Genomic DNA, 18,518 nt, shown 5'->3' with positions numbered 1-18,518 from the left:
AATGCCCGGCCTGCGTGGCCTGCAGCCTGTTACGAAAGATTTTTGTTCTTAATCTTACGAATAAATTTGCTGCAGAAATTTTACTTGCACCGGGTTTACCCATAAAATCAGCGCGATAGATTCCGCTGCGACATATCGTCACTGCTCTACTTCTTTTCAAGCCGCAGAGACTGGTCTCTGTATAAGGATTTTCAGCATGCCCGATTCGACAGGACTCATCGCCCACAACTGGGGCTTTGCCATTTTCCTTTTGGGTGTCGTAGGCCTGTGTGCCTTCATGCTCGGTCTGTCCGCCCTGCTCGGCAGCAAGGCCTGGGGCCGCAGCAAGAACGAACCCTTCGAGTCCGGCATGCTGCCCACTGGCGGCGCCCGCTTGCGCCTGTCAGCCAAATTCTATCTGGTCGCGATGCTGTTCGTGATCTTCGATATCGAAGCCCTCTTTCTCTTTGCATGGTCTGTGTCCGTCCGCGAAAGCGGCTGGACCGGATTCGTCGAAGCACTCGTTTTCATAGCAATTCTGTTGGCAGGTCTTGTCTACCTATGGCGCGTCGGGGCACTTGATTGGGCTCCCGAAGGTCGTCGCAAGCGGCAAGCGAAGCTGAAACAATGAGGCTTTGGCAATGCAATACAATCTCACCAGAATCGACCCGGATGCTCCCAACGAGCAATATCCAATCGGAGAGCGGGAAACCGTCTCCGATTCGCTGCTAGAGGACCAGGTCCACAAGAACATCTTCATGGGCAAACTTGAAGATGTGCTCAGTGGCGCGGTCAACTGGGGGCGTAAGAACTCCCTGTGGCCGTACAACTTCGGCCTCTCCTGCTGCTACGTGGAAATGACCACGGCCTTCACGGCGCCCCACGACATCGCCCGCTTCGGCGCCGAAGTCATCCGGGCATCGCCGCGTCAGGCCGACTTCATGGTCATCGCCGGCACCTGCTTCATCAAGATGGCGCCGATCATTCAGCGCCTGTACGAGCAGATGCTCGAACCCAAGTGGGTCATCTCCATGGGTTCGTGCGCCAACTCCGGTGGCATGTACGACATTTACTCGGTCGTTCAGGGGGTCGACAAGTTCCTCCCCGTGGATGTCTACGTGCCTGGCTGCCCGCCTCGCCCTGAAGCCTTCCTGCAAGGCCTGATGCTGTTGCAGGAGTCGATTGGCCAGGAGCGTCGTCCTCTTTCCTGGGTTGTCGGTGATCAAGGCATTTACCGTGCCGAGATGCCGTCGCAGAAAGAGCAACGCCGTGAACAGCGCATCCAGGTCACCAACCTGCGCAGCCCCGACGAAGTCTGATCCAGCGACCTGTTGCCTGCGCATGCGCGACAGGCAGCCTGGCTTCATTCTCTACGTTGACCGAAAGCGACCGAGACCATGACAGCGGACACCGCTATTTTTATCCCGCCTTACAAGGCTGACGACCAGGATGTGGTCGTCGAACTGAACAACAAATTCGGCCCCGAAGCGTTCGTCGCCCAGGAAACCCGCACCGGCATGCCGGTGCTTTGGGTTACCCGCGAAAAACTCAAGGACGTGCTGAGTTTCCTGCGCCACGTCGCCAAGCCGTACAGCATGCTCTACGACCTGCACGGCGTCGACGAGCGCCTGCGCACCCAGCGCCGCGGCCTGCCGGGCGCCGACTTCAGTGTGTTCTACCACCTGCTGTCGGTGGAGCGGAACAGCGACGTGATGATCAAGGTGGCCTTGCGCGAAGGTGACCTCAACCTGCCCACCGTCACCGGCATCTGGCCCAACGCCAACTGGTACGAGCGTGAAGTCTGGGACATGTTCGGCATCGACTTTGCCGGCCACCCGCACCTGACCCGGATCATGATGCCGCCGACCTGGGAAGGTCACCCGCTGCGCAAGGACTACCCTGCGCGCGCCACCGAGTTCGATCCGTACAGCCTGACCCTGGCCAAGCAGCAGCTTGAGGAAGAAGCCGCGCGCTTCAATCCTGAGGCCTGGGGCATGAAGCGTTCCGGCACCAACGAGGACTACATGTTCCTCAACCTCGGCCCGAACCACCCTTCGGCCCACGGTGCCTTCCGTATCGTCCTGCAGCTGGACGGCGAAGAGATCGTCGACTGCGTCCCGGACATCGGCTACCACCACCGTGGCGCCGAGAAGATGGCCGAGCGCCAGTCCTGGCACAGCTTCATCCCCTACACCGACCGTATCGACTACCTCGGCGGGGTGATGAACAACCTGCCGTACGTGCTGGCGGTAGAGAAGCTGGCCGGTATCCAGGTGCCGCAGAAGGTCGACGTGATCCGCATCATGCTCGCCGAGTTCTTCCGCATCACCAGCCACCTGCTGTTCCTGGGTACCTACATCCAGGACGTCGGCGCCATGACCCCGGTGTTCTTCACCTTCACCGACCGTCAGCGCGCCTACACCGTGATCGAAGCCATCACCGGCTTCCGTCTGCACCCGGCCTGGTACCGCATCGGCGGCGTTGCCCACGACCTGCCGCGCGGCTGGGAAAAACTGGTGAAAGACTTCGTCGACTGGCTGCCCAAGCGCCTCGACGAATACACCAAGGCCGCCCTGCAGAACAGCATCCTCAAGGGCCGGACCATCGGCGTTGCCCAGTACAGCACCAAAGAGGCCCTGGAATGGGGCGTCACCGGTGCCGGCCTGCGCTCCACCGGTCTGGACTTCGACCTGCGCAAGGCCCGCCCTTACTCCGGCTATGAGAACTTCGAGTTCGAAGTGCCGCTGGCCCACAACGGCGATGCCTACGATCGCTGCATGGTCCGTGTCGAGGAGATGCGCCAGAGTATCCGCATCATCGACCAGTGCCTGCGCAACATGCCGGAAGGCCCGTACAAGGCGGATCACCCGCTGACCACGCCGCCGCCGAAAGAGCGCACCCTGCAGCACATCGAAACCCTGATCACTCACTTCCTGCAGGTTTCGTGGGGCCCGGTGATGCCGGCCAACGAGTCCTTCCAGATGATCGAGGCGACCAAGGGCATCAACAGTTACTACCTGACGAGCGACGGCGGCACCATGAGCTACCGCACCCGGATCCGTACCCCGAGCTACCCGCACCTGCAGCAGATCCCTTCGGTGATCCGCGGCAGCATGGTCGCGGACCTCATTGCGTACCTGGGCAGTATCGACTTCGTTATGGCTGACGTGGACCGCTAAGCATGAACAGCACGCTTATCCAAACCGACCGTTTCGCCCTGAGCGAAACCGAGCGCTCGGCCATCGAGCACGAGATGCATCACTACGAGGACCCGCGCGCGGCGTCCATCGAAGCCCTGAAGATCGTCCAGAAGGAACGCGGCTGGGTGCCGGACGGCGCCATCTACGCCATCGGCGAAGTGCTCGGCATTCCTGCCAGCGACGTCGAAGGCGTGGCCACTTTCTATAGCCAGATCTTCCGTCAACCGGTTGGCCGGCACATCATCCGCGTCTGCGACAGCATGGTCTGCTACATCGGCGGTCACGAGTCGGTGGTCAGCCAGATCCAGAGCGAGCTGGGCATTGGCCTCGGCCAGACCACCGCAGACGGGCGTTTCACCCTGCTGCCGGTATGCTGCCTGGGTAACTGCGACAAGGCCCCGGCGCTGATGATCGACGACGACACCTTTGGCGACGTGCAGCCTGCTGGCGTCTCCAAACTGCTGGAGGGTTACGTATGACCATCACTTCCTTCGGCCCGGCCAACCGCATTGCGCGTTCGGCTGAAACCCATCCGCTGACCTGGCGCCTGCGTGACGACGGCGAGCCGCTGTGGCTCGACGAGTACCAGGCCAAGGACGGCTACGCCGCCGCCCGCAAGGCTCTGGCGCAAATGTCCCAGGACGATATCGTCCAGACCGTAAAAGATTCCGGCCTCAAGGGCCGTGGCGGTGCGGGCTTCCCCACCGGCGTCAAGTGGGGCCTGATGCCCAAAGACGAATCCATGAACATCCGCTACCTGCTGTGCAACGCGGACGAAATGGAGCCCAACACCTGGAAAGACCGCATGCTGATGGAGCAACAGCCCCATCTGCTGATCGAAGGCATGCTGATCAGCGCCCGCGCGCTGAAAGCCTACCGCGGCTACATCTTCCTGCGTGGCGAATACACCACCGCAGCGCGCAACCTCACCCGTGCGGTCGAGGAAGCCAAGGCTGCCGGCCTTTTGGGCAAGAACATCCTTGGCAGCGGCTTCGACTTCGAGCTGTTCGTCCACACCGGTGCCGGGCGCTACATCTGCGGTGAAGAAACCGCTCTGATCAACTCCCTCGAAGGCCGCCGCGCCAACCCGCGCTCCAAGCCGCCCTTCCCTGCCGCCGTTGGCGTGTGGGGCAAGCCGACCTGCGTGAACAACGTCGAGACCCTGTGCAACGTGCCGGCCATCGTCGGCAACGGCATCGACTGGTACAAGTCGCTGGCCCGCGAAGGCAGCGAAGACCACGGCACCAAGCTGATGGGCTTCTCCGGCAAGGTCAAGAACCCGGGCCTGTGGGAGCTGCCGTTCGGCGTCCCGGCCCGCGAGCTGTTCGAAGACTACGCCGGCGGCATGCGCGATGGCTTCAAGCTCAAGTGCTGGCAGCCAGGCGGCGCCGGTACCGGTTTCCTGCTGCCCGAGCACCTGGACGCGCAAATGTACGCCGGTGGCATTGCCAAGGTCGGCACCCGCATGGGTACCGGCCTGGCCATGGCCGTGGACGACAGCGTCAACATGGTCTCGCTGCTGCGCAACATGGAAGAGTTCTTTGCCCGTGAATCCTGTGGCTTCTGCACCCCGTGCCGCGACGGCCTGCCGTGGAGCGTCAAGCTCCTGCGCGCCCTCGAGAAAGGCCAGGGCCAGCAGGGCGACATCGAGACCCTGCTGGGTCTGGTCGGTTTCCTCGGCCCAGGCAAGACCTTCTGTGCCCACGCACCAGGCGCCGTTGAGCCGCTGGGTAGCGCGATCAAGTACTTCCGCCCTGAGTTCGAGGCTGGCATTGCCGCCCAGGCACCGGCTGCTGCCGCTGCCGGCCTGCGCCCGGACCTGGCGAAGCCGATCGTCGTCGGCGCATAACGAATAACAACGCGGGCGGTCCGTGCCGCCCGCTGCCTGCCCAGCTCGCCCGGGGACACCTGTCGCGGGCTGCAGGCACACAGATTTCCATTAGCCACGCCCGCAGACGCGGGCCAACGAAGAACTTTGAACCATGGCCACTATCCACGTAGACGGCAAAGAGCTCGAAGTCAACGGCGCAGACAACCTGTTACAGGCGTGTCTGTCGCTCGGCCTCGACATCCCCTATTTCTGCTGGCACCCGGCGCTCGGTAGCGTCGGTGCCTGCCGCCAGTGCGCGGTCAAGCAGTACACCGACGAGAACGACACCCGTGGTCGCATCGTCATGTCCTGCATGACCCCTGCCACCGATGGCAGCTGGATTTCCATCGAAGACGAAGAAGCCAAGGTATTCCGTGCCAGCGTCGTCGAATGGCTGATGACCAACCACCCGCACGACTGCCCGGTCTGTGAGGAAGGCGGTCACTGCCACCTGCAAGACATGACGGTAATGACCGGCCACAACGAGCGCCGCTACCGTTTCACCAAGCGTACCCACCAGAACCAGGAGCTCGGCCCGTTCATCGCCCACGAGATGAACCGCTGCATCGCCTGCTACCGTTGCGTGCGTTACTACAAGGACTACGCCGGCGGTACCGACCTGGGCGTATTCGGTGCCCACGACAACGTCTACTTCGGTCGCGTTGAAGATGGCACCCTCGAGAGCGAGTTCTCCGGCAACCTCACCGAGGTCTGCCCGACCGGTGTGTTCACCGACAAGACCCACTCCGAGCGCTACAACCGCAAATGGGACATGCAGTTCGCCCCGAGCATCTGCCATGGCTGCTCCAGCGGTTGCAACATCAGCCCGGGTGAGCGCTACGGCGAACTGCGCCGGATCGAAAACCGCTTCAACGGTTCGGTCAACCAGTACTTCCTCTGCGACCGTGGCCGTTTCGGCTATGGCTACGTCAACCGTGAAGACCGTCCACGTCAGCCACTGCTGGCCGACGGCACCAAGCTGAGCCTGGATGCCGCCCTGGACAAGGCCGCGGACATGCTGCGTGGGCGCAATATCGTCGGTATCGGTTCGCCGCGTGCCAGCCTTGAAAGCAACTACGGCCTGCGTGAGCTGGTCGGCGCCGAGCACTTCTACTCGGGTATGGAAGCCGCTGAGCTGGCCCGCGTACGCCTGGCCCTGCAAGTGCTCAACGACAGCCCGCTGCCAGTGCCGACCCTGCGCGACATGGAAGACCATGACGCGGTGTTCGTCCTCGGCGAAGACCTGACCCAGACCGCTGCCCGCGTGGCCCTGGCCCTGCGCCAGTCGGTCAAGGGCAAGGCCGAAGCCATGGCCGATGCCATGCGCGTTCAGCCGTGGCTCGATGCCGCGGTGAAGAACATCGGCCAGCACGCCATGTACCCGCTGTTTATCGCAAGCCTGGCCGAAACCAAGCTCGATGACGTCGCCGAAGAGTGCGTGCACGCCGCGCCGGACGACCTCGCCCGCATCGGTTTCGCCGTGGCTCACGCCATCGACCCGAGCGCGCCAGCCGTTGACGGCCTGGACGCCGAAGCCCTGGCCCTGGCCAAGCGCATCGCCGACGCCCTGGTGGCCGCCAACCGTCCGCTGGTGGTTGCCGGTACCTCGCTGGCCTCCAACGCCCTGATCGAAGCCGCGGCCAACATCGCCAAGGCCCTCAAGCTGCGCGAGAAGAACGGCTCGCTGAGCCTGGTGGTGCCCGAGGCCAACAGCCTGGGCCTGGCCATGCTCGGTGGCGAGTCGATCGATGCCGCGCTGGATGCGGTGATCGAAGGCAAGGCCGACGCCATTGTCGTGCTCGAAAATGACCTGTACAGCCGCGTTGCCGCGGCCAAGGTCGACGCTGCCCTGGCCGCCGCCAAGGTGGTCATCGTTGCCGATCACCAGAAGACCGCCACCACCGACCGCGCCCACCTGGTGCTGCCGGCGGCGACCTTCGCCGAAGGCGACGGCACCCTGGTCAGCCTGGAAGGCCGCGCCCAGCGTTTCTTCCAGGTGTTCGACCCAACCTACCTGGACAGCAGCATCCTGGTTCACGAAGGCTGGCGCTGGATGCACGCCCTGCGTGCCACCCTGCTCAACAAGCCGGTCGACTGGACCCAGCTGGACCACGTCACCAGCGCCTGCGCCGCGGTCGCGCCGCAACTGTCCGGCATCGTCAACGCCGCACCGTCCGCGTCGTTCCGCATCAAGGGCATGAAGCTTGCGCGTGAGCCGCTGCGCTACTCCGGCCGTACCGCCATGCGCGCCAACATCAGCGTGCACGAGCCGCGTACCCCGCAAGACAAGGACACCGCGTTCGCCTTCTCCATGGAAGGTTACTCGGGTTCGGCCGAACCGCGCTCGCAAGTGCCGTTCGCCTGGTCGCCGGGCTGGAACTCGCCGCAAGCCTGGAACAAGTTCCAGGACGAGGTCGGTGGTCACCTGCGCGCAGGCGACCCGGGCACCCGCCTGATCGAAACCCAGGGCGACAAGCTCAACTGGTTCGCCAGCGTTCCGGCAGCTTTCGCTCCGGCCCGTGGCACCTGGCAAGCGGTGCCGTTCTACCACCTGTTCGGCAGCGAAGAGAACTCCTCGCGCGCAGCCCCGGTGCAAGAGCGCATCCCAGAAGCCTACGTGGCCCTGGCCAAGTCCGAAGCCGACCGCCTGGGTGTCAACGACGGCGCCCTGCTCAGCCTCAACGTCGCCGGCGTTACCCTGCGTCTGCCGCTGCGCATCAATGAAGAACTGGGCGCAGGCCTGGTTGCCCTGCCGAAAGGCCTGGCCGGCATTCCGCCAGCCATCTTCGGTGCATCCGTCGAAGGCCTGCAGGAGGCAGCACAATGACCTGGTTCACCCCTGAAGTGATCGATGTGATCATCACCGTCATCAAGGCCATCGTGGTCTTGCTGGCCGTGGTGGTCTGCGGTGCGCTGCTCAGCTTCGTCGAGCGGCGCCTGCTGGGCTGGTGGCAGGACCGCTACGGTCCGAACCGCGTCGGCCCGTTCGGCATGTTCCAGATCGCTGCCGACATGCTCAAGATGTTCTTCAAGGAAGACTGGAACCCGCCCTTCGTCGACAAGGTGATCTTCACCCTGGCGCCGGTGGTGGCCATGAGCGCCTTGCTGATCGCCTTCGCGATCATCCCGATCACCCCGACCTGGGGTGTTGCGGACCTGAACATCGGCCTGCTGTTCTTCTTCGCCATGGCCGGCCTTTCGGTATACGCGGTACTGTTCGCCGGCTGGTCGTCGAACAACAAGTACGCCCTGCTCGGCAGCCTGCGGGCCTCGGCCCAGACCGTGTCGTACGAAGTGTTCATGGGCCTGGCGCTGATGGGCATCGTTGCCCAGGTCGGCTCGTTCAACATGCGCGATATCGTTGACTACCAGGCCCAGAACCTGTGGTTCATCATTCCGCAGTTCTTCGGCTTCTGCACCTTCTTCATCGCTGGCGTCGCCGTGACTCACCGTCACCCGTTCGACCAGCCGGAAGCGGAACAGGAACTGGCCGACGGTTACCACATTGAATATGCCGGCATGAAATGGGGCATGTTCTTCGTCGGTGAGTACATCGGCATCATCCTGATCTCGGCGCTGCTGGTAACCCTGTTCTTCGGTGGCTGGCACGGCCCGTTCGGCATCCTGCCGCAACTGTCGTTCGTCTGGTTCGCCCTGAAGACCGCGTTCTTCATCATGCTGTTCATCCTGCTGCGCGCCTCTATTCCGCGCCCGCGCTATGACCAGGTGATGGACTTCAGCTGGAAGTTCTGCCTGCCGCTGACCCTGATCAATTTGCTGGTGACCGCTGCGCTCGTGTTGCTCAACACGCCAGCTGTTGCGGCCCAGTGAGGATTTGACCCATGTTCAAATATATTGGCGACATCGTTAAGGGCACTGGCACCCAGCTGCGCAGCCTGGTGATGGTGTTCTCTCACGGTTTTCGCAAACGTGACACCCTGCAGTACCCCGAAGAGCCGGTCTACCTGCCGCCACGCTACCGTGGCCGCATCGTCCTGACCCGCGACCCGGATGGCGAAGAGCGCTGTGTAGCGTGCAACCTGTGTGCCGTGGCTTGCCCGGTCGGTTGCATCTCGCTGCAGAAAGCCGAAACAGAAGACGGTCGTTGGTACCCGGAGTTCTTCCGCATCAACTTCTCCCGTTGCATTTTCTGCGGCCTCTGCGAGGAAGCCTGCCCGACCACCGCGATCCAGCTCACCCCGGATTTCGAGATGGCCGAGTTCAAACGTCAGGACCTGGTGTACGAGAAAGAAGATCTGCTGATCTCCGGCCCCGGCAAGAACCCTGACTACAACTTCTACCGTGTTGCAGGTATGGCTGTTGCCGGCAAGCCGAAAGGCGCCGCGCAGAACGAAGCCGAGCCGATCAACGTGAAGAGCTTGCTCCCTTAAGGAAGAAAGATGGAATTCGCTTTCTATTTCGCATCCGGTGTCGCTGTGGTGTCCACCCTTCGGGTGATCACCAACACCAACCCCGTGCACGCCCTGCTCTACCTGATCATTTCGCTGATCTCCGTGGCGATGACCTTCTTCGCCCTCGGCGCTCCGTTCGCCGGTGTCCTGGAAGTGATCGCCTACGCTGGCGCCATCATGGTGCTGTTCGTCTTCGTGGTGATGATGCTCAACCTCGGGCCGGCTTCGGTCGCCCAGGAACGCGGCTGGCTCAAGCCGGGCATCTGGCTCGGCCCGGTGGTGCTTGGCGCACTGCTGCTGGTCGAACTGCTGTACGTGCTGTTCGCCAGCGAAAGCGGCGCCGGCATCGGCCACACCACGGTTGACGCCAAGGCCGTCGGCATCAGCCTGTTCGGCCCTTACCTGCTGGTGGTGGAACTGGCCTCGATGCTGCTGCTCGCCGCAGCGGTGACGGCTTTCCACCTCGGCCGCAACGAGGCGAAGGAGTAATCACATGCCAGCAATTCCTCTCGAACATGGCCTGGCCGTCGCCGGCATCCTGTTCTGCCTCGGCCTTGTCGGCCTGATGGTGCGCCGCAATATTCTTTTCGTGTTGATGAGCCTGGAAATCATGATGAACGCCTCGGCACTGGCTTTCATCGTCGCCGGCAGCCGCTGGGCGCAACCGGATGGACAGATCATGTTCATCCTGGTGATCAGCCTGGCAGCGGCCGAGGCCAGTATCGGCCTGGCGATCCTGTTGCAGCTGTATCGCCGCTTCCACACTCTCGATATCGATGCTGCCAGTGAGATGCGCGGATGAACCTTCTCTTTCTGACGTTCGTATTCCCCCTGATCGGCTTCCTGCTGCTGTCGTTCTCGCGCGGCCGCTGGTCCGAGAACCTGTCGGCGCTGGTTGGCGTCGGTTCGGTGGGCCTCTCGGCCATCGTCGCCGCCTACGTGATCTGGCAGTTCAATGTCGCCCCGCCTGCAGGCGGCGCGTACAGCCAGCTGCTCTGGCAGTGGATGTCGGTGGACGGCTTTGCGCCGAACTTCACCCTGTACCTGGACGGCCTGTCGGTGACCATGCTTGGCGTGGTGGTCGGCGTCGGCTTCCTGATCCACCTGTTCGCCTCCTGGTACATGCGCGGTGAAGCCGGCTACTCGCGCTTCTTCGCCTACACCAACCTGTTCATTGCCAGCATGCTGTTCCTGATCCTGGGCGACAACCTGCTGTTCATCTACTTCGGTTGGGAAGGCGTGGGCCTGTGTTCGTACCTGTTGATCGGTTTCTACTACAGCAACCGCAACAACGGTAACGCCGCACTCAAAGCCTTCATCGTCACCCGAATCGGCGACGTGTTCATGGCCATCGGCCTGTTCATCCTGTTCCAGCAACTGGGCACCCTGAACGTTCAGGAACTGCTGGTGCTGGCCCCGCAGAAATTCCAGGCGGGTGATTTCTGGATGGTCCTGGCAACCCTGATGCTGCTCGGTGGCGCGGTCGGTAAATCGGCCCAGCTGCCGCTGCAGACCTGGCTTGCCGACGCGATGGCCGGCCCTACCCCGGTTTCGGCACTGATCCACGCGGCAACCATGGTGACCGCGGGCGTTTACCTGATTGCCCGTACCCACGGCCTGTTCGCCCTGGCCCCTGACGTGCTGCACCTGGTCGGTGTGGTCGGCGGCGTGACCCTGGTGCTGGCCGGCTTTGCCGCCCTGGTGCAGACCGACATCAAGCGCATCCTCGCCTACTCGACCATGAGCCAGATCGGCTACATGTTCCTGGCCCTGGGCGTTGGTGCCTGGGAAGGCGCGATCTTCCACCTGATGACCCACGCCTTCTTCAAGGCCCTGCTGTTCCTTGCTTCCGGTGCGGTGATCGTTGCCTGCCACCACGAGCAGAACATCTTCAAGATGGGCGGCCTGTGGAAGAAACTGCCACTGGCCTACGCCAGCTTCATCGTCGGTGGTGCCGCCCTGGCTGCCCTGCCGCTGCTGACCGCCGGCTTCTACTCGAAAGACGAGATCCTCTGGGAAGCCTTCGCCAGCGGCAACAACGGTCTGCTGTACGCCGGCCTGGTCGGTGCCTTCATGACCTCGCTGTACACCTTCCGCCTGATCTTCATCGCCTTCCACGGCGAAGCCAAGACCGAAGCTCACGCCGGCCACGGGATTTCCCACTGGCTGCCGCTGGGCGTGCTGATCGTGCTGTCGACCTTCGTCGGTGCCTGGATTCATCCACCGCTGGCGGGCGTGCTGCCGCAGAGCGTCGGCCATGCCGGCGGCGAAGCCAAGCACAGCCTGGAAATCGCCTCGGGCGCCATCGCCATCGCCGGTATCCTGCTGGCGGCGATGCTGTTCCTGGGCAAGCGTCGCCTGGTTACCGCGATTGCCAACAGCGGCATCGGTCGTGTGCTGTCGGCCTGGTGGTTCGCCGCCTGGGGCTTCGACTGGATCTACGACAAGCTGTTCGTCAAACCTTACCTGCTGATCAGCCACATCCTGCGCAAGGATCCGGTTGACCGCAGCATTGGCCTGATTCCGCGTATGGCGAAGGGCGGTCATGCCGCCATGAGCAAAACCGAAACCGGTCAGCTGCGCTGGTACACCGCTTCGATCGCCGTAGGTGCCGTGCTTGTGCTCGGTGCCGTTGTTATGGCTGCGGTCTGATATGAACCTTGCGACTTTGCGAAAGGAATTGAGCCCGTCATGATTTTGCCTTGGCTGATCCTGATCCCCTTCATCGGCGGCCTGCTGTGCTGGCTGGGTGAGCGCTTCGGCGCCACCCTGCCGCGCTGGATTGCGCTGCTGACCATGTCCCTGCTGCTTGGTATCGGCCTCTGGCTGTGGGCCAATGGGGACTACACCCTGGCCCCTGCACCGGGCGCCGCGCCCGAGTGGGCGTTCGAATTCAAAGTGCTGTGGATCGAACGCTTCGGCATCAGCCTGCACCTGGCCCTCGATGGCCTGTCGCTGCTGATGATCCTGCTCACCGGCCTGCTCGGTGTGCTCTCGGTACTGTGCTCGTGGAAAGAGATCACTCGCCACGTCGGCTTCTTCCACCTCAACCTGATGTGGATCCTGGGCGGCGTGGTCGGTGTGTTCCTGGCCCTGGACCTGTTCCTGTTCTTCTTCTTCTGGGAAATGATGCTGGTGCCGATGTATTTCCTCATCGCGCTCTGGGGTCACAGCTCCTCGGATGGCAAGAAGACCCGGATCTACGCCGCCACCAAGTTCTTCATCTTCACCCAGGCCAGCGGCCTGATCATGCTGGTGGCGATCCTTGGTCTGGTACTGGTCAACTACAGCAACACCGGTGTGATCACCTTCGACTACACCCAGTTGCTCAAGGCCGACTTGCCGGCGGGCACCGAGTACCTGCTGATGCTCGGCTTCTTCATCGCCTTCGCGGTCAAGCTGCCGGTTGTGCCGTTCCACTCCTGGCTGCCTGACGCTCACGCCCAGGCACCGACCGCAGGTTCCGTCGACCTCGCCGGTATCTTGCTGAAGACTGCGGCCTACGGCCTGCTGCGTTTCGCCCTGCCGTTGTTCCCGAACGCTTCGGCCGAGTTTGCGCCGATCGCCATGACCCTGGGTCTGATCGGGATTTTCTACGGTGCTTTCCTGGCCTTCGCACAGACCGACATCAAGCGCCTGATCGCCTTCTCCAGCGTTTCGCACATGGGCTTCGTGCTGATCGGTATCTACTCCGGCAGCCAGCAGGCCCTGCAAGGCGCGGTGATCCAGATGCTGGCTCACGGCCTGTCGGCAGCGGCACTGTTTATTCTCAGCGGCCAGCTGTACGAGCGCCTGCATACCCGTGACATGCGTCAGATGGGCGGCCTGTGGCACCGCATTGCCTACCTGCCGGCCATCAGCCTGTTCTTCGCCGCCGCCTCCCTGGGCCTGCCAGGCACCGGTAACTTCGTTGGCGAATTCCTGATCCTGATCGGCAGCTTCGTCGCTTCGCCGTGGGTCACCGTGATCGCTACTTCCGGCCTGGTGTTCGGTTCGGTGTACTCGCTGATCATGATTCACCGCGCCTACTTCGGCCCGGCCAAATCCGATGAAGTCCTGGCTGGCATGGACACCCGCGAACTGATCATGGTGCTGGGCCTGGCTGGCCTGCTGATCCTGCTGGGCGTCTACCCACAGCCGTTCCTGGACACTTCTGCCGCCACCATGAGTGGTGTACAGCAGTGGCTGGGTTCCGCTTTCACTCAACTCGCTTCGGCCCGGTAAGAGCGCTATGGACCTGACGATTCAACACTTTATCGCGCTTGCGCCGCTGCTGATCACCACCATCACCACGGTCGTGGTGATGCTGGCGATCGCCTGGCGGCGCAACCACTCGCAAACCTTCCTGCTGTCGACCGTGGGCCTGAACCTGGCCCTGCTGTCGATCATCCCGGCGCTGAAGGTTGCGCCCCTGGCAGTCACCCCGCTGCTGACCATCGACAACTTCGCCTGCCTGTACATGGCGCTGATCCTGGTTGCCACCCTGGCTTGCGTCACCCTCGCCCACGCCTACCTGGGTGATGGCGGCAAAGGCTACCCGGGCAACCGCGAAGAGCTGTACCTGCTGATCCTGATGTCCGCCCTGGGCGGTCTGGTACTGGTCAGCGCGCAGCACCTGGCTGGCCTGTTCATCGGCCTTGAGCTGCTCTCGGTACCGGTCTATGGCCTGGTCGCCTATGCCTTCTTCAACAAGCGTTCGCTGGAAGCCGGCATCAAGTACATGGTGCTCTCGGCCGCAGGTTCCGCCTTCTTGCTGTTCGGCATGGCGCTGTTGTATGCCGACGCTGGCAGCCTGAGCTTCGACGGCATTGGCAAGGCCCTGGCGGCCACCAGCATGCCAAGCATGATCGCCCAGCTGGGCCTGGGCATGATGCTGGTCGGCCTGGCGTTCAAACTGTCGCTGGTGCCGTTCCACCTGTGGACCCCGGACGTCTACGAAGGTGCTCCGGCACCGGTCGCCGCCTTCCTGGCCACCGCCAGCAAGGTCGCGGTGTTCGCCGTCGTCGTACGCCTGTTCATGATCTCCCCTGCGGCCAGCAGCGGCGTATTGACCACCGTGCTGTCGGTGATCGCCGTGGCCTCGATCCTGATCGGTAACCTGCTGGCGCTGACCCAGAGCAACCTCAAGCGCCTGCTCGGTTACTCCTCGATCGCCCACTTCGGTTACCTGCTGATCGCCCTGGTGGCGAGCAAGGGCCTGGCGGTCGAAGCCATCGGCGTGTACCTGGTCACCTACGTGATCACCAGCCTCGGTGCCTTCGGCGTCATCACCCTGATGTCCTCGCCATACAACGGTCGTGACGCCGACGCCCTGTACGAGTACCGCGGCCTGTTCTGGCGCCGTCCGTACCTGACCGCGGTGCTGACCGTGATGATGCTGTCGCTGGCCGGTATCCCGCTGACCGCAGGCTTCATCGGCAAGTTCTACATCATCGCTACCGGCGTCGAGTCGCAGCTGTGGTGGCTGGTCGGTGCCCTGGTGATCGGTAGTGCCATCGGCGTGTTCTACTACCTGCGCGTGATGGTCACCCTGTACCTGATCGAGCCAAACCTGCGTCGTCACGACGCCCCGCTGAACTGGGAACAGCGCACCGGCGGCGTGATGCTGCTGGCCATCGCCATCCTCGCCTTCGTCCTGGGCGTGTACCCGCAGCCGTTGCTGGACATGGTCCAGCATGCAGGCCTGCAACTGATCGGTTGATCGATCAGGCACTGATAAACACCCCGCTTCGGCGGGGTGTTTTGTTTTGGGCTGCTCTGCAACCATCGCTGGCAAGCCAGCTCCCACAGGATTTGGTGATGATCCTGTGGGAGCTGGCTTGCCAGCGATGAGGCCGGTACAGATCGGTGACTGTGCTTCGTCTGATAGTTGCGACGTCAGATACCCGCTCTCAGTCCTGGAACCCCATCGATGCACCCCACCCTACCCCGCTCCTCCCTCGCCTTGCTGATCTCCTGTGCCGCGTCGGTGCAGGCCAGCGATAGCATCGAACTCGGCCAGGTGCTGATCCAGGAACAGGAGCAGAGCGAGTTGCAAGATGCTCGCGAACGCCTGCAGCAGGTGCCTGGCGCCAGCAACCTGATCGACATGCAACGGGTGGAGCAAGGCCGGGTCGCCAGCAACCAGGATGTGCTCGCTTACCAGCCCGGGGTGTTCGCCCAGTCGGCCGGCAACGACGGCATCAAGCTGTCGATCCGGGGTTCGGGTATCAACCGCGCCCCCGGCGCCCATGGCTCGGGCGTGCACACGATGTTCGACGGCCTGCCGCTGACCGGCCCGGGCGGCACGCCCTATGAACTGTTCGAACCACTGTGGCTGAGCCGCGCCGAAGTGCTGCGCGGTGCCAACGGCTTCGACCGCGGCGCGTTGGCGCTGGGCGGCGCTATCGACTACATCACCCACACCGGCCGCGACGCTGCACCGCTGCAACTGCGCTACGAGCTCGGCAGTCGCGGCTATGCCAAACGCCAGATCAGCTCCGGCCAGGTCCTGGGCGACCTGGACTACTACGTGGCGCTGACCGATTCGGAATACGACGGCTACCAGCGGCACAGCAGCGGCAGCAGCAAGGGCATCGCCGCCAATGTCGGCTACCGCTTCAATCCGAACCTGGAGACCCGCTTCTACCTGCGTTATCGAGAGACCGAGAATGATCTGGCCGGGCGCTTGACCCAGGAGCAGATCAAGTATGATCCGCGGGCGGCCAACCCGGCCTACCTGAGCCGTGACGACAGTCGTCCGCAGCCGGGCAGTACCTGGCTGGGCAACAAGACCACCTTCTATCTCGATGACGATTCGCAGCTCGAAGCAGGCCTGGTCTATCACGATTATCCGATGGACCTGCGCGAAGGCCCGATGCGCCTGAAGGTCGCCTACACCGACGTTAGCGGCACCCTGAATTATCAGCGCCGCCACACGCTGTTCGGCCACGAGAGCAAAACCACCGTCGGCTGGCGCACCACCAAGCACTTGCCCAACAGCGGCGCTTCGCAATACTCGCGGGCCAATGGCGTATTCGGGGCAAAAACCCGGGACTTCACCTACCAGGGCTCGGACACTGTCCTGCATGTCGGCAACGAACTGGAACTGATCCCCGACCTGTGGCTGACCAGTGGCCTGGCGGCGATCTACACCCGCCGCGAGAGCGCGGTGACCTACCCCGACAATGGCGGCAAGGTCAGCCAGAGCGATTGGGACTACGCCCCGCGCCTGGGCCTGCGCTACGACATCAGCCCGCAGTTGCAGGTCTATGGCAACCTCAGCCGTTCGGTGGAGCCGCCGCACCCGTGGTCGCTGATCTGGAGCTCGACCAGCAACACGCAACCGATTGAAATGCACAACCAGACCGCCACTACCCTGGAACTGGGGGCCCGCGGCGAGTCGGCCATCGGCCGCTGGGACCTGGCCTGGTATTACTCGGACGTACGCCATGAGCTGCTGGCGGTGGAGATCGTGCCAGGCCAGCCGGCCAAGGAGTTCAACGCCAGCCCGACCGTGCACCAGGGCATCGAGGCCGGCCTTGACAGCCTGCTGTGGCAGCGCGCCGGGGTCGGCACGCTGAGCCTGCGCCAGGCCTACACCTTCAGCGACTTCCACTACCGCGACGACGACAGCTTCGGCGACAACCGCCTGCCGGGCATCCCCATGCACTACTACCAGGCCGAACTGCGCTTCGACCTGCCCAACGGCCTGTTTGCAGGGATCAACACGCAGATGGCCTCCAAGGTCCAGGTCGACTACGCCAACAGCTACCCGACCGACGCCTATGCCATTCTCGGCGCCACCCTGGGCTACAACTCGCCGAAACAGGACTGGCAAGCCTGGCTCGACCTGCGCAACCTGACCAACAAACGCTATGCCGCCACCGTCACCCCCGGCTACAACGACAACGGTACCGACATTGCCCGCTCGACCCCGGGCGAAGGCTTCGGGGTCTATACCGGGGTGTCCTACAGCTTCCGTTAACTGGGCAATTGCACCTGCGGTTTGGTCGAGACGAAGATCGCCCAGCTGGACATGAACAGCGCGGCGATCAGCGGGCCGATGACAAAACCGTTGAGGCCGAATACCGCCAGGCCGCCCAGAGTGGATACCAGGATCAGGTAATCGGGCATCTTGGTGTCCTTGCCCACCAGGATCGGGCGCAGCACGTTGTCCACCAGGCCGATGACGAACACGCCGAAGGCGGCCAGCACCGCGCCTTGCCAGAAGGCGCCGGTGGCGACGAAGTACACCGCCACCGGCGCCCAGACGATCCCTGCACCCACTGCCGGCAACAGTGACAGAAAAGCCATCAGCACGCCCCAGACCAAGGCGCTGGGGATGTCGAGAATCCAGAAGATGATCCCGCCCAGGGCGCCCTGGGTCACCGCTACCAGCAGGTTGCCCTTGACCGTGGCGCGTACCACGCGGTTGAACTTCAGTTGCAGACGGCGCTTTTGCTGTTCGGCCAGCGGCACCGCGGTGCGGATCTTGCGCACCAGCTCGGCGCCGTCACGCAGGAAGAAATACAGCAGGTAAAGCATGATGCCGAAGCTCACCAGAAAATCGAAGGTGCCCTGGCCGAAGCTGAAAGCCTGAGTGGCGAAGAACTGGCTGCCTTGCATGGCGCCCTTGGTGATTTTATCGCGCAGGCCGGCCAGGTCGCCCATGCCCATGCGCTCGAGGAAGTTCTGCACAAAGGCCGGGAGGATGTTCTTGAAGCGCTCGAGGTAGCCGGCCAGGTCCAGCTCGCCGCTTTCGATGTTCTTGTACAGCGCCGCGCCCTCCTGCACCAGCAGGGTACTGATGATGATCACCGGTAAAATTGCAATCACCAGGCAGATGAACAAAGTCAGCCCGGCCGCCAGATTGCGCCGCCAGCCCAGGCGCGCCAGCAGGCGGCGCTGCAGCGGGGCGAAGACGATACCGAGGATCACCGCCCAGAACACCGCGCCATAGAACGGCAGGAGAATCCAGATGAAAGCGATGGTCACCAGCACCAGCAGTGCCAGTAACGCCTTGTGTTGCATGACGGTTTCGTTCATGTGCGCTCCTTGTGCGTTCTATTCATTAGT

The 18,518-nt window shown here is 63.1% G+C and carries 15 protein-coding genes; 14 read left to right on the top strand and 1 reads right to left on the bottom strand.

The features are described from left to right. The first annotated feature begins 196 nt into the window (after positions 1-196). The 14 genes from UB48_RS23780 (at position 197) to UB48_RS23715 (ending at position 17,427) form a co-directional block, all read left to right on the top strand. Positions 197-610, top strand: coding sequence for an NADH-quinone oxidoreductase subunit A (locus UB48_RS23780; RefSeq protein ID WP_010220397.1), 414 nt, complete (start codon positions 197-199; stop codon positions 608-610). A gap of 10 nt (positions 611-620) precedes the next feature. Further along, on the top strand, positions 621-1,298 hold the full coding sequence (locus tag UB48_RS23775) for an NADH-quinone oxidoreductase subunit B (protein WP_010220398.1): 678 nt from the start codon (positions 621-623) through the stop codon (positions 1,296-1,298). Between the two features lie 78 nt (positions 1,299-1,376). After that, positions 1,377-3,158, top strand: coding sequence for an NADH-quinone oxidoreductase subunit C/D (nuoC, locus tag UB48_RS23770; RefSeq protein ID WP_045201392.1), 1,782 nt, complete (start codon positions 1,377-1,379; stop codon positions 3,156-3,158). A gap of 2 nt (positions 3,159-3,160) precedes the next feature. Further along, positions 3,161-3,658 (top strand): NADH-quinone oxidoreductase subunit NuoE, encoded by a 498-nt coding sequence (gene nuoE / locus UB48_RS23765; RefSeq protein WP_012313767.1) that lies wholly within the window; start codon positions 3,161-3,163, stop codon positions 3,656-3,658. Further along, a complete protein-coding gene (nuoF, locus tag UB48_RS23760; RefSeq protein WP_045201391.1) occupies positions 3,655-5,028 on the top strand; it encodes an NADH-quinone oxidoreductase subunit NuoF in 1,374 nt (457 codons plus the stop codon). The genes nuoE and nuoF overlap by 4 nt, the downstream gene beginning before the upstream one ends. Before the next feature lie 133 nt (positions 5,029-5,161). After that, entirely contained in the window at positions 5,162-7,876 is a 2,715-nt protein-coding gene (gene nuoG / locus UB48_RS23755; protein ID WP_045201390.1) for an NADH-quinone oxidoreductase subunit NuoG, read from the top strand. Further along, a complete protein-coding gene (gene nuoH, locus UB48_RS23750; protein ID WP_038996049.1) occupies positions 7,873-8,880 on the top strand; it encodes an NADH-quinone oxidoreductase subunit NuoH in 1,008 nt (335 codons plus the stop codon). Before nuoG ends, nuoH begins: the two co-directional genes overlap by 4 nt. Positions 8,881-8,891: 11 nt before the next feature. Continuing rightward, complete coding sequence (gene nuoI, locus UB48_RS23745) at positions 8,892-9,440, top strand: NADH-quinone oxidoreductase subunit NuoI (protein WP_009400993.1); 549 nt, start codon at positions 8,892-8,894, stop codon at positions 9,438-9,440. A gap of 9 nt (positions 9,441-9,449) precedes the next feature. Beyond that, the gene (gene nuoJ / locus UB48_RS23740; protein ID WP_038996050.1) at positions 9,450-9,950 is read left to right on the top strand and encodes an NADH-quinone oxidoreductase subunit J; all 501 of its coding nucleotides are present in this window, start codon (positions 9,450-9,452) and stop codon (positions 9,948-9,950) included. A gap of 4 nt (positions 9,951-9,954) precedes the next feature. Continuing rightward, positions 9,955-10,263: an NADH-quinone oxidoreductase subunit NuoK gene (gene nuoK, locus UB48_RS23735; protein WP_028944232.1), complete on the top strand. Its 309-nt coding sequence runs from the start codon at positions 9,955-9,957 to the stop codon at positions 10,261-10,263. Then, on the top strand, positions 10,260-12,113 hold the full coding sequence (gene nuoL / locus UB48_RS23730; RefSeq protein WP_038996051.1) for an NADH-quinone oxidoreductase subunit L: 1,854 nt from the start codon (positions 10,260-10,262) through the stop codon (positions 12,111-12,113). The genes nuoK and nuoL overlap by 4 nt, the downstream gene beginning before the upstream one ends. Positions 12,114-12,152: 39 nt before the next feature. Then, positions 12,153-13,685: an NADH-quinone oxidoreductase subunit M gene (gene nuoM / locus UB48_RS23725; RefSeq protein WP_045201389.1), complete on the top strand. Its 1,533-nt coding sequence runs from the start codon at positions 12,153-12,155 to the stop codon at positions 13,683-13,685. Between the two features lie 7 nt (positions 13,686-13,692). Further along, the gene (nuoN, locus tag UB48_RS23720) at positions 13,693-15,162 is read left to right on the top strand and encodes an NADH-quinone oxidoreductase subunit NuoN (protein ID WP_045201388.1); all 1,470 of its coding nucleotides are present in this window, start codon (positions 13,693-13,695) and stop codon (positions 15,160-15,162) included. A 210-nt stretch (positions 15,163-15,372) separates the two neighbouring features. Beyond that, complete coding sequence (locus UB48_RS23715) at positions 15,373-17,427, top strand: TonB-dependent receptor (protein ID WP_045201387.1); 2,055 nt, start codon at positions 15,373-15,375, stop codon at positions 17,425-17,427. On the opposite strand, the gene UB48_RS23710 is transcribed toward UB48_RS23715, so the two are convergent. Beyond that, positions 17,424-18,488 (bottom strand): AI-2E family transporter, encoded by a 1,065-nt coding sequence (locus UB48_RS23710; protein WP_045201386.1) that lies wholly within the window; start codon positions 18,486-18,488, stop codon positions 17,424-17,426. The genes UB48_RS23715 and UB48_RS23710 overlap by 4 nt on opposite strands. Positions 18,489-18,518 lie beyond the last annotated feature (30 nt).

The organism is Pseudomonas sp. 2(2015) (genome assembly GCF_000955865.1).
Taxonomy (GTDB): Bacteria; Pseudomonadota; Gammaproteobacteria; order Pseudomonadales; family Pseudomonadaceae; genus Aquipseudomonas.
Note: the sequence above shows the minus strand (reverse complement) of the source record. Positions and strands in the feature narration are given on the sequence as shown.

What these genes read in the sequence shown, in the direction of transcription:
- UB48_RS23780 (WP_010220397.1), top strand. Translation starts at nt 197, where the DNA reads ATGCCCGATTCGACAGGACTCATCGCCCACAACTGGGGCTTTGCCATT.
- UB48_RS23775 (WP_010220398.1), top strand. Translation starts at nt 621, where the DNA reads ATGCAATACAATCTCACCAGAATCGACCCGGATGCTCCCAACGAGCAA.
- nuoC (WP_045201392.1), top strand. Translation starts at nt 1,377, where the DNA reads ATGACAGCGGACACCGCTATTTTTATCCCGCCTTACAAGGCTGACGAC.
- nuoE (WP_012313767.1), top strand. Translation starts at nt 3,161, where the DNA reads ATGAACAGCACGCTTATCCAAACCGACCGTTTCGCCCTGAGCGAAACC.
- nuoF (WP_045201391.1), top strand. Translation starts at nt 3,655, where the DNA reads ATGACCATCACTTCCTTCGGCCCGGCCAACCGCATTGCGCGTTCGGCT.
- nuoG (WP_045201390.1), top strand. Translation starts at nt 5,162, where the DNA reads ATGGCCACTATCCACGTAGACGGCAAAGAGCTCGAAGTCAACGGCGCA.
- nuoH (WP_038996049.1), top strand. Translation starts at nt 7,873, where the DNA reads ATGACCTGGTTCACCCCTGAAGTGATCGATGTGATCATCACCGTCATC.
- nuoI (WP_009400993.1), top strand. Translation starts at nt 8,892, where the DNA reads ATGTTCAAATATATTGGCGACATCGTTAAGGGCACTGGCACCCAGCTG.
- nuoJ (WP_038996050.1), top strand. Translation starts at nt 9,450, where the DNA reads ATGGAATTCGCTTTCTATTTCGCATCCGGTGTCGCTGTGGTGTCCACC.
- nuoK (WP_028944232.1), top strand. Translation starts at nt 9,955, where the DNA reads ATGCCAGCAATTCCTCTCGAACATGGCCTGGCCGTCGCCGGCATCCTG.
- nuoL (WP_038996051.1), top strand. Translation starts at nt 10,260, where the DNA reads ATGAACCTTCTCTTTCTGACGTTCGTATTCCCCCTGATCGGCTTCCTG.
- nuoM (WP_045201389.1), top strand. Translation starts at nt 12,153, where the DNA reads ATGATTTTGCCTTGGCTGATCCTGATCCCCTTCATCGGCGGCCTGCTG.
- nuoN (WP_045201388.1), top strand. Translation starts at nt 13,693, where the DNA reads ATGGACCTGACGATTCAACACTTTATCGCGCTTGCGCCGCTGCTGATC.
- UB48_RS23715 (WP_045201387.1), top strand. Translation starts at nt 15,373, where the DNA reads ATGCACCCCACCCTACCCCGCTCCTCCCTCGCCTTGCTGATCTCCTGT.
- UB48_RS23710 (WP_045201386.1), bottom strand. Translation starts at nt 18,488, where the DNA reads ATGAACGAAACCGTCATGCAACACAAGGCGTTACTGGCACTGCTGGTG.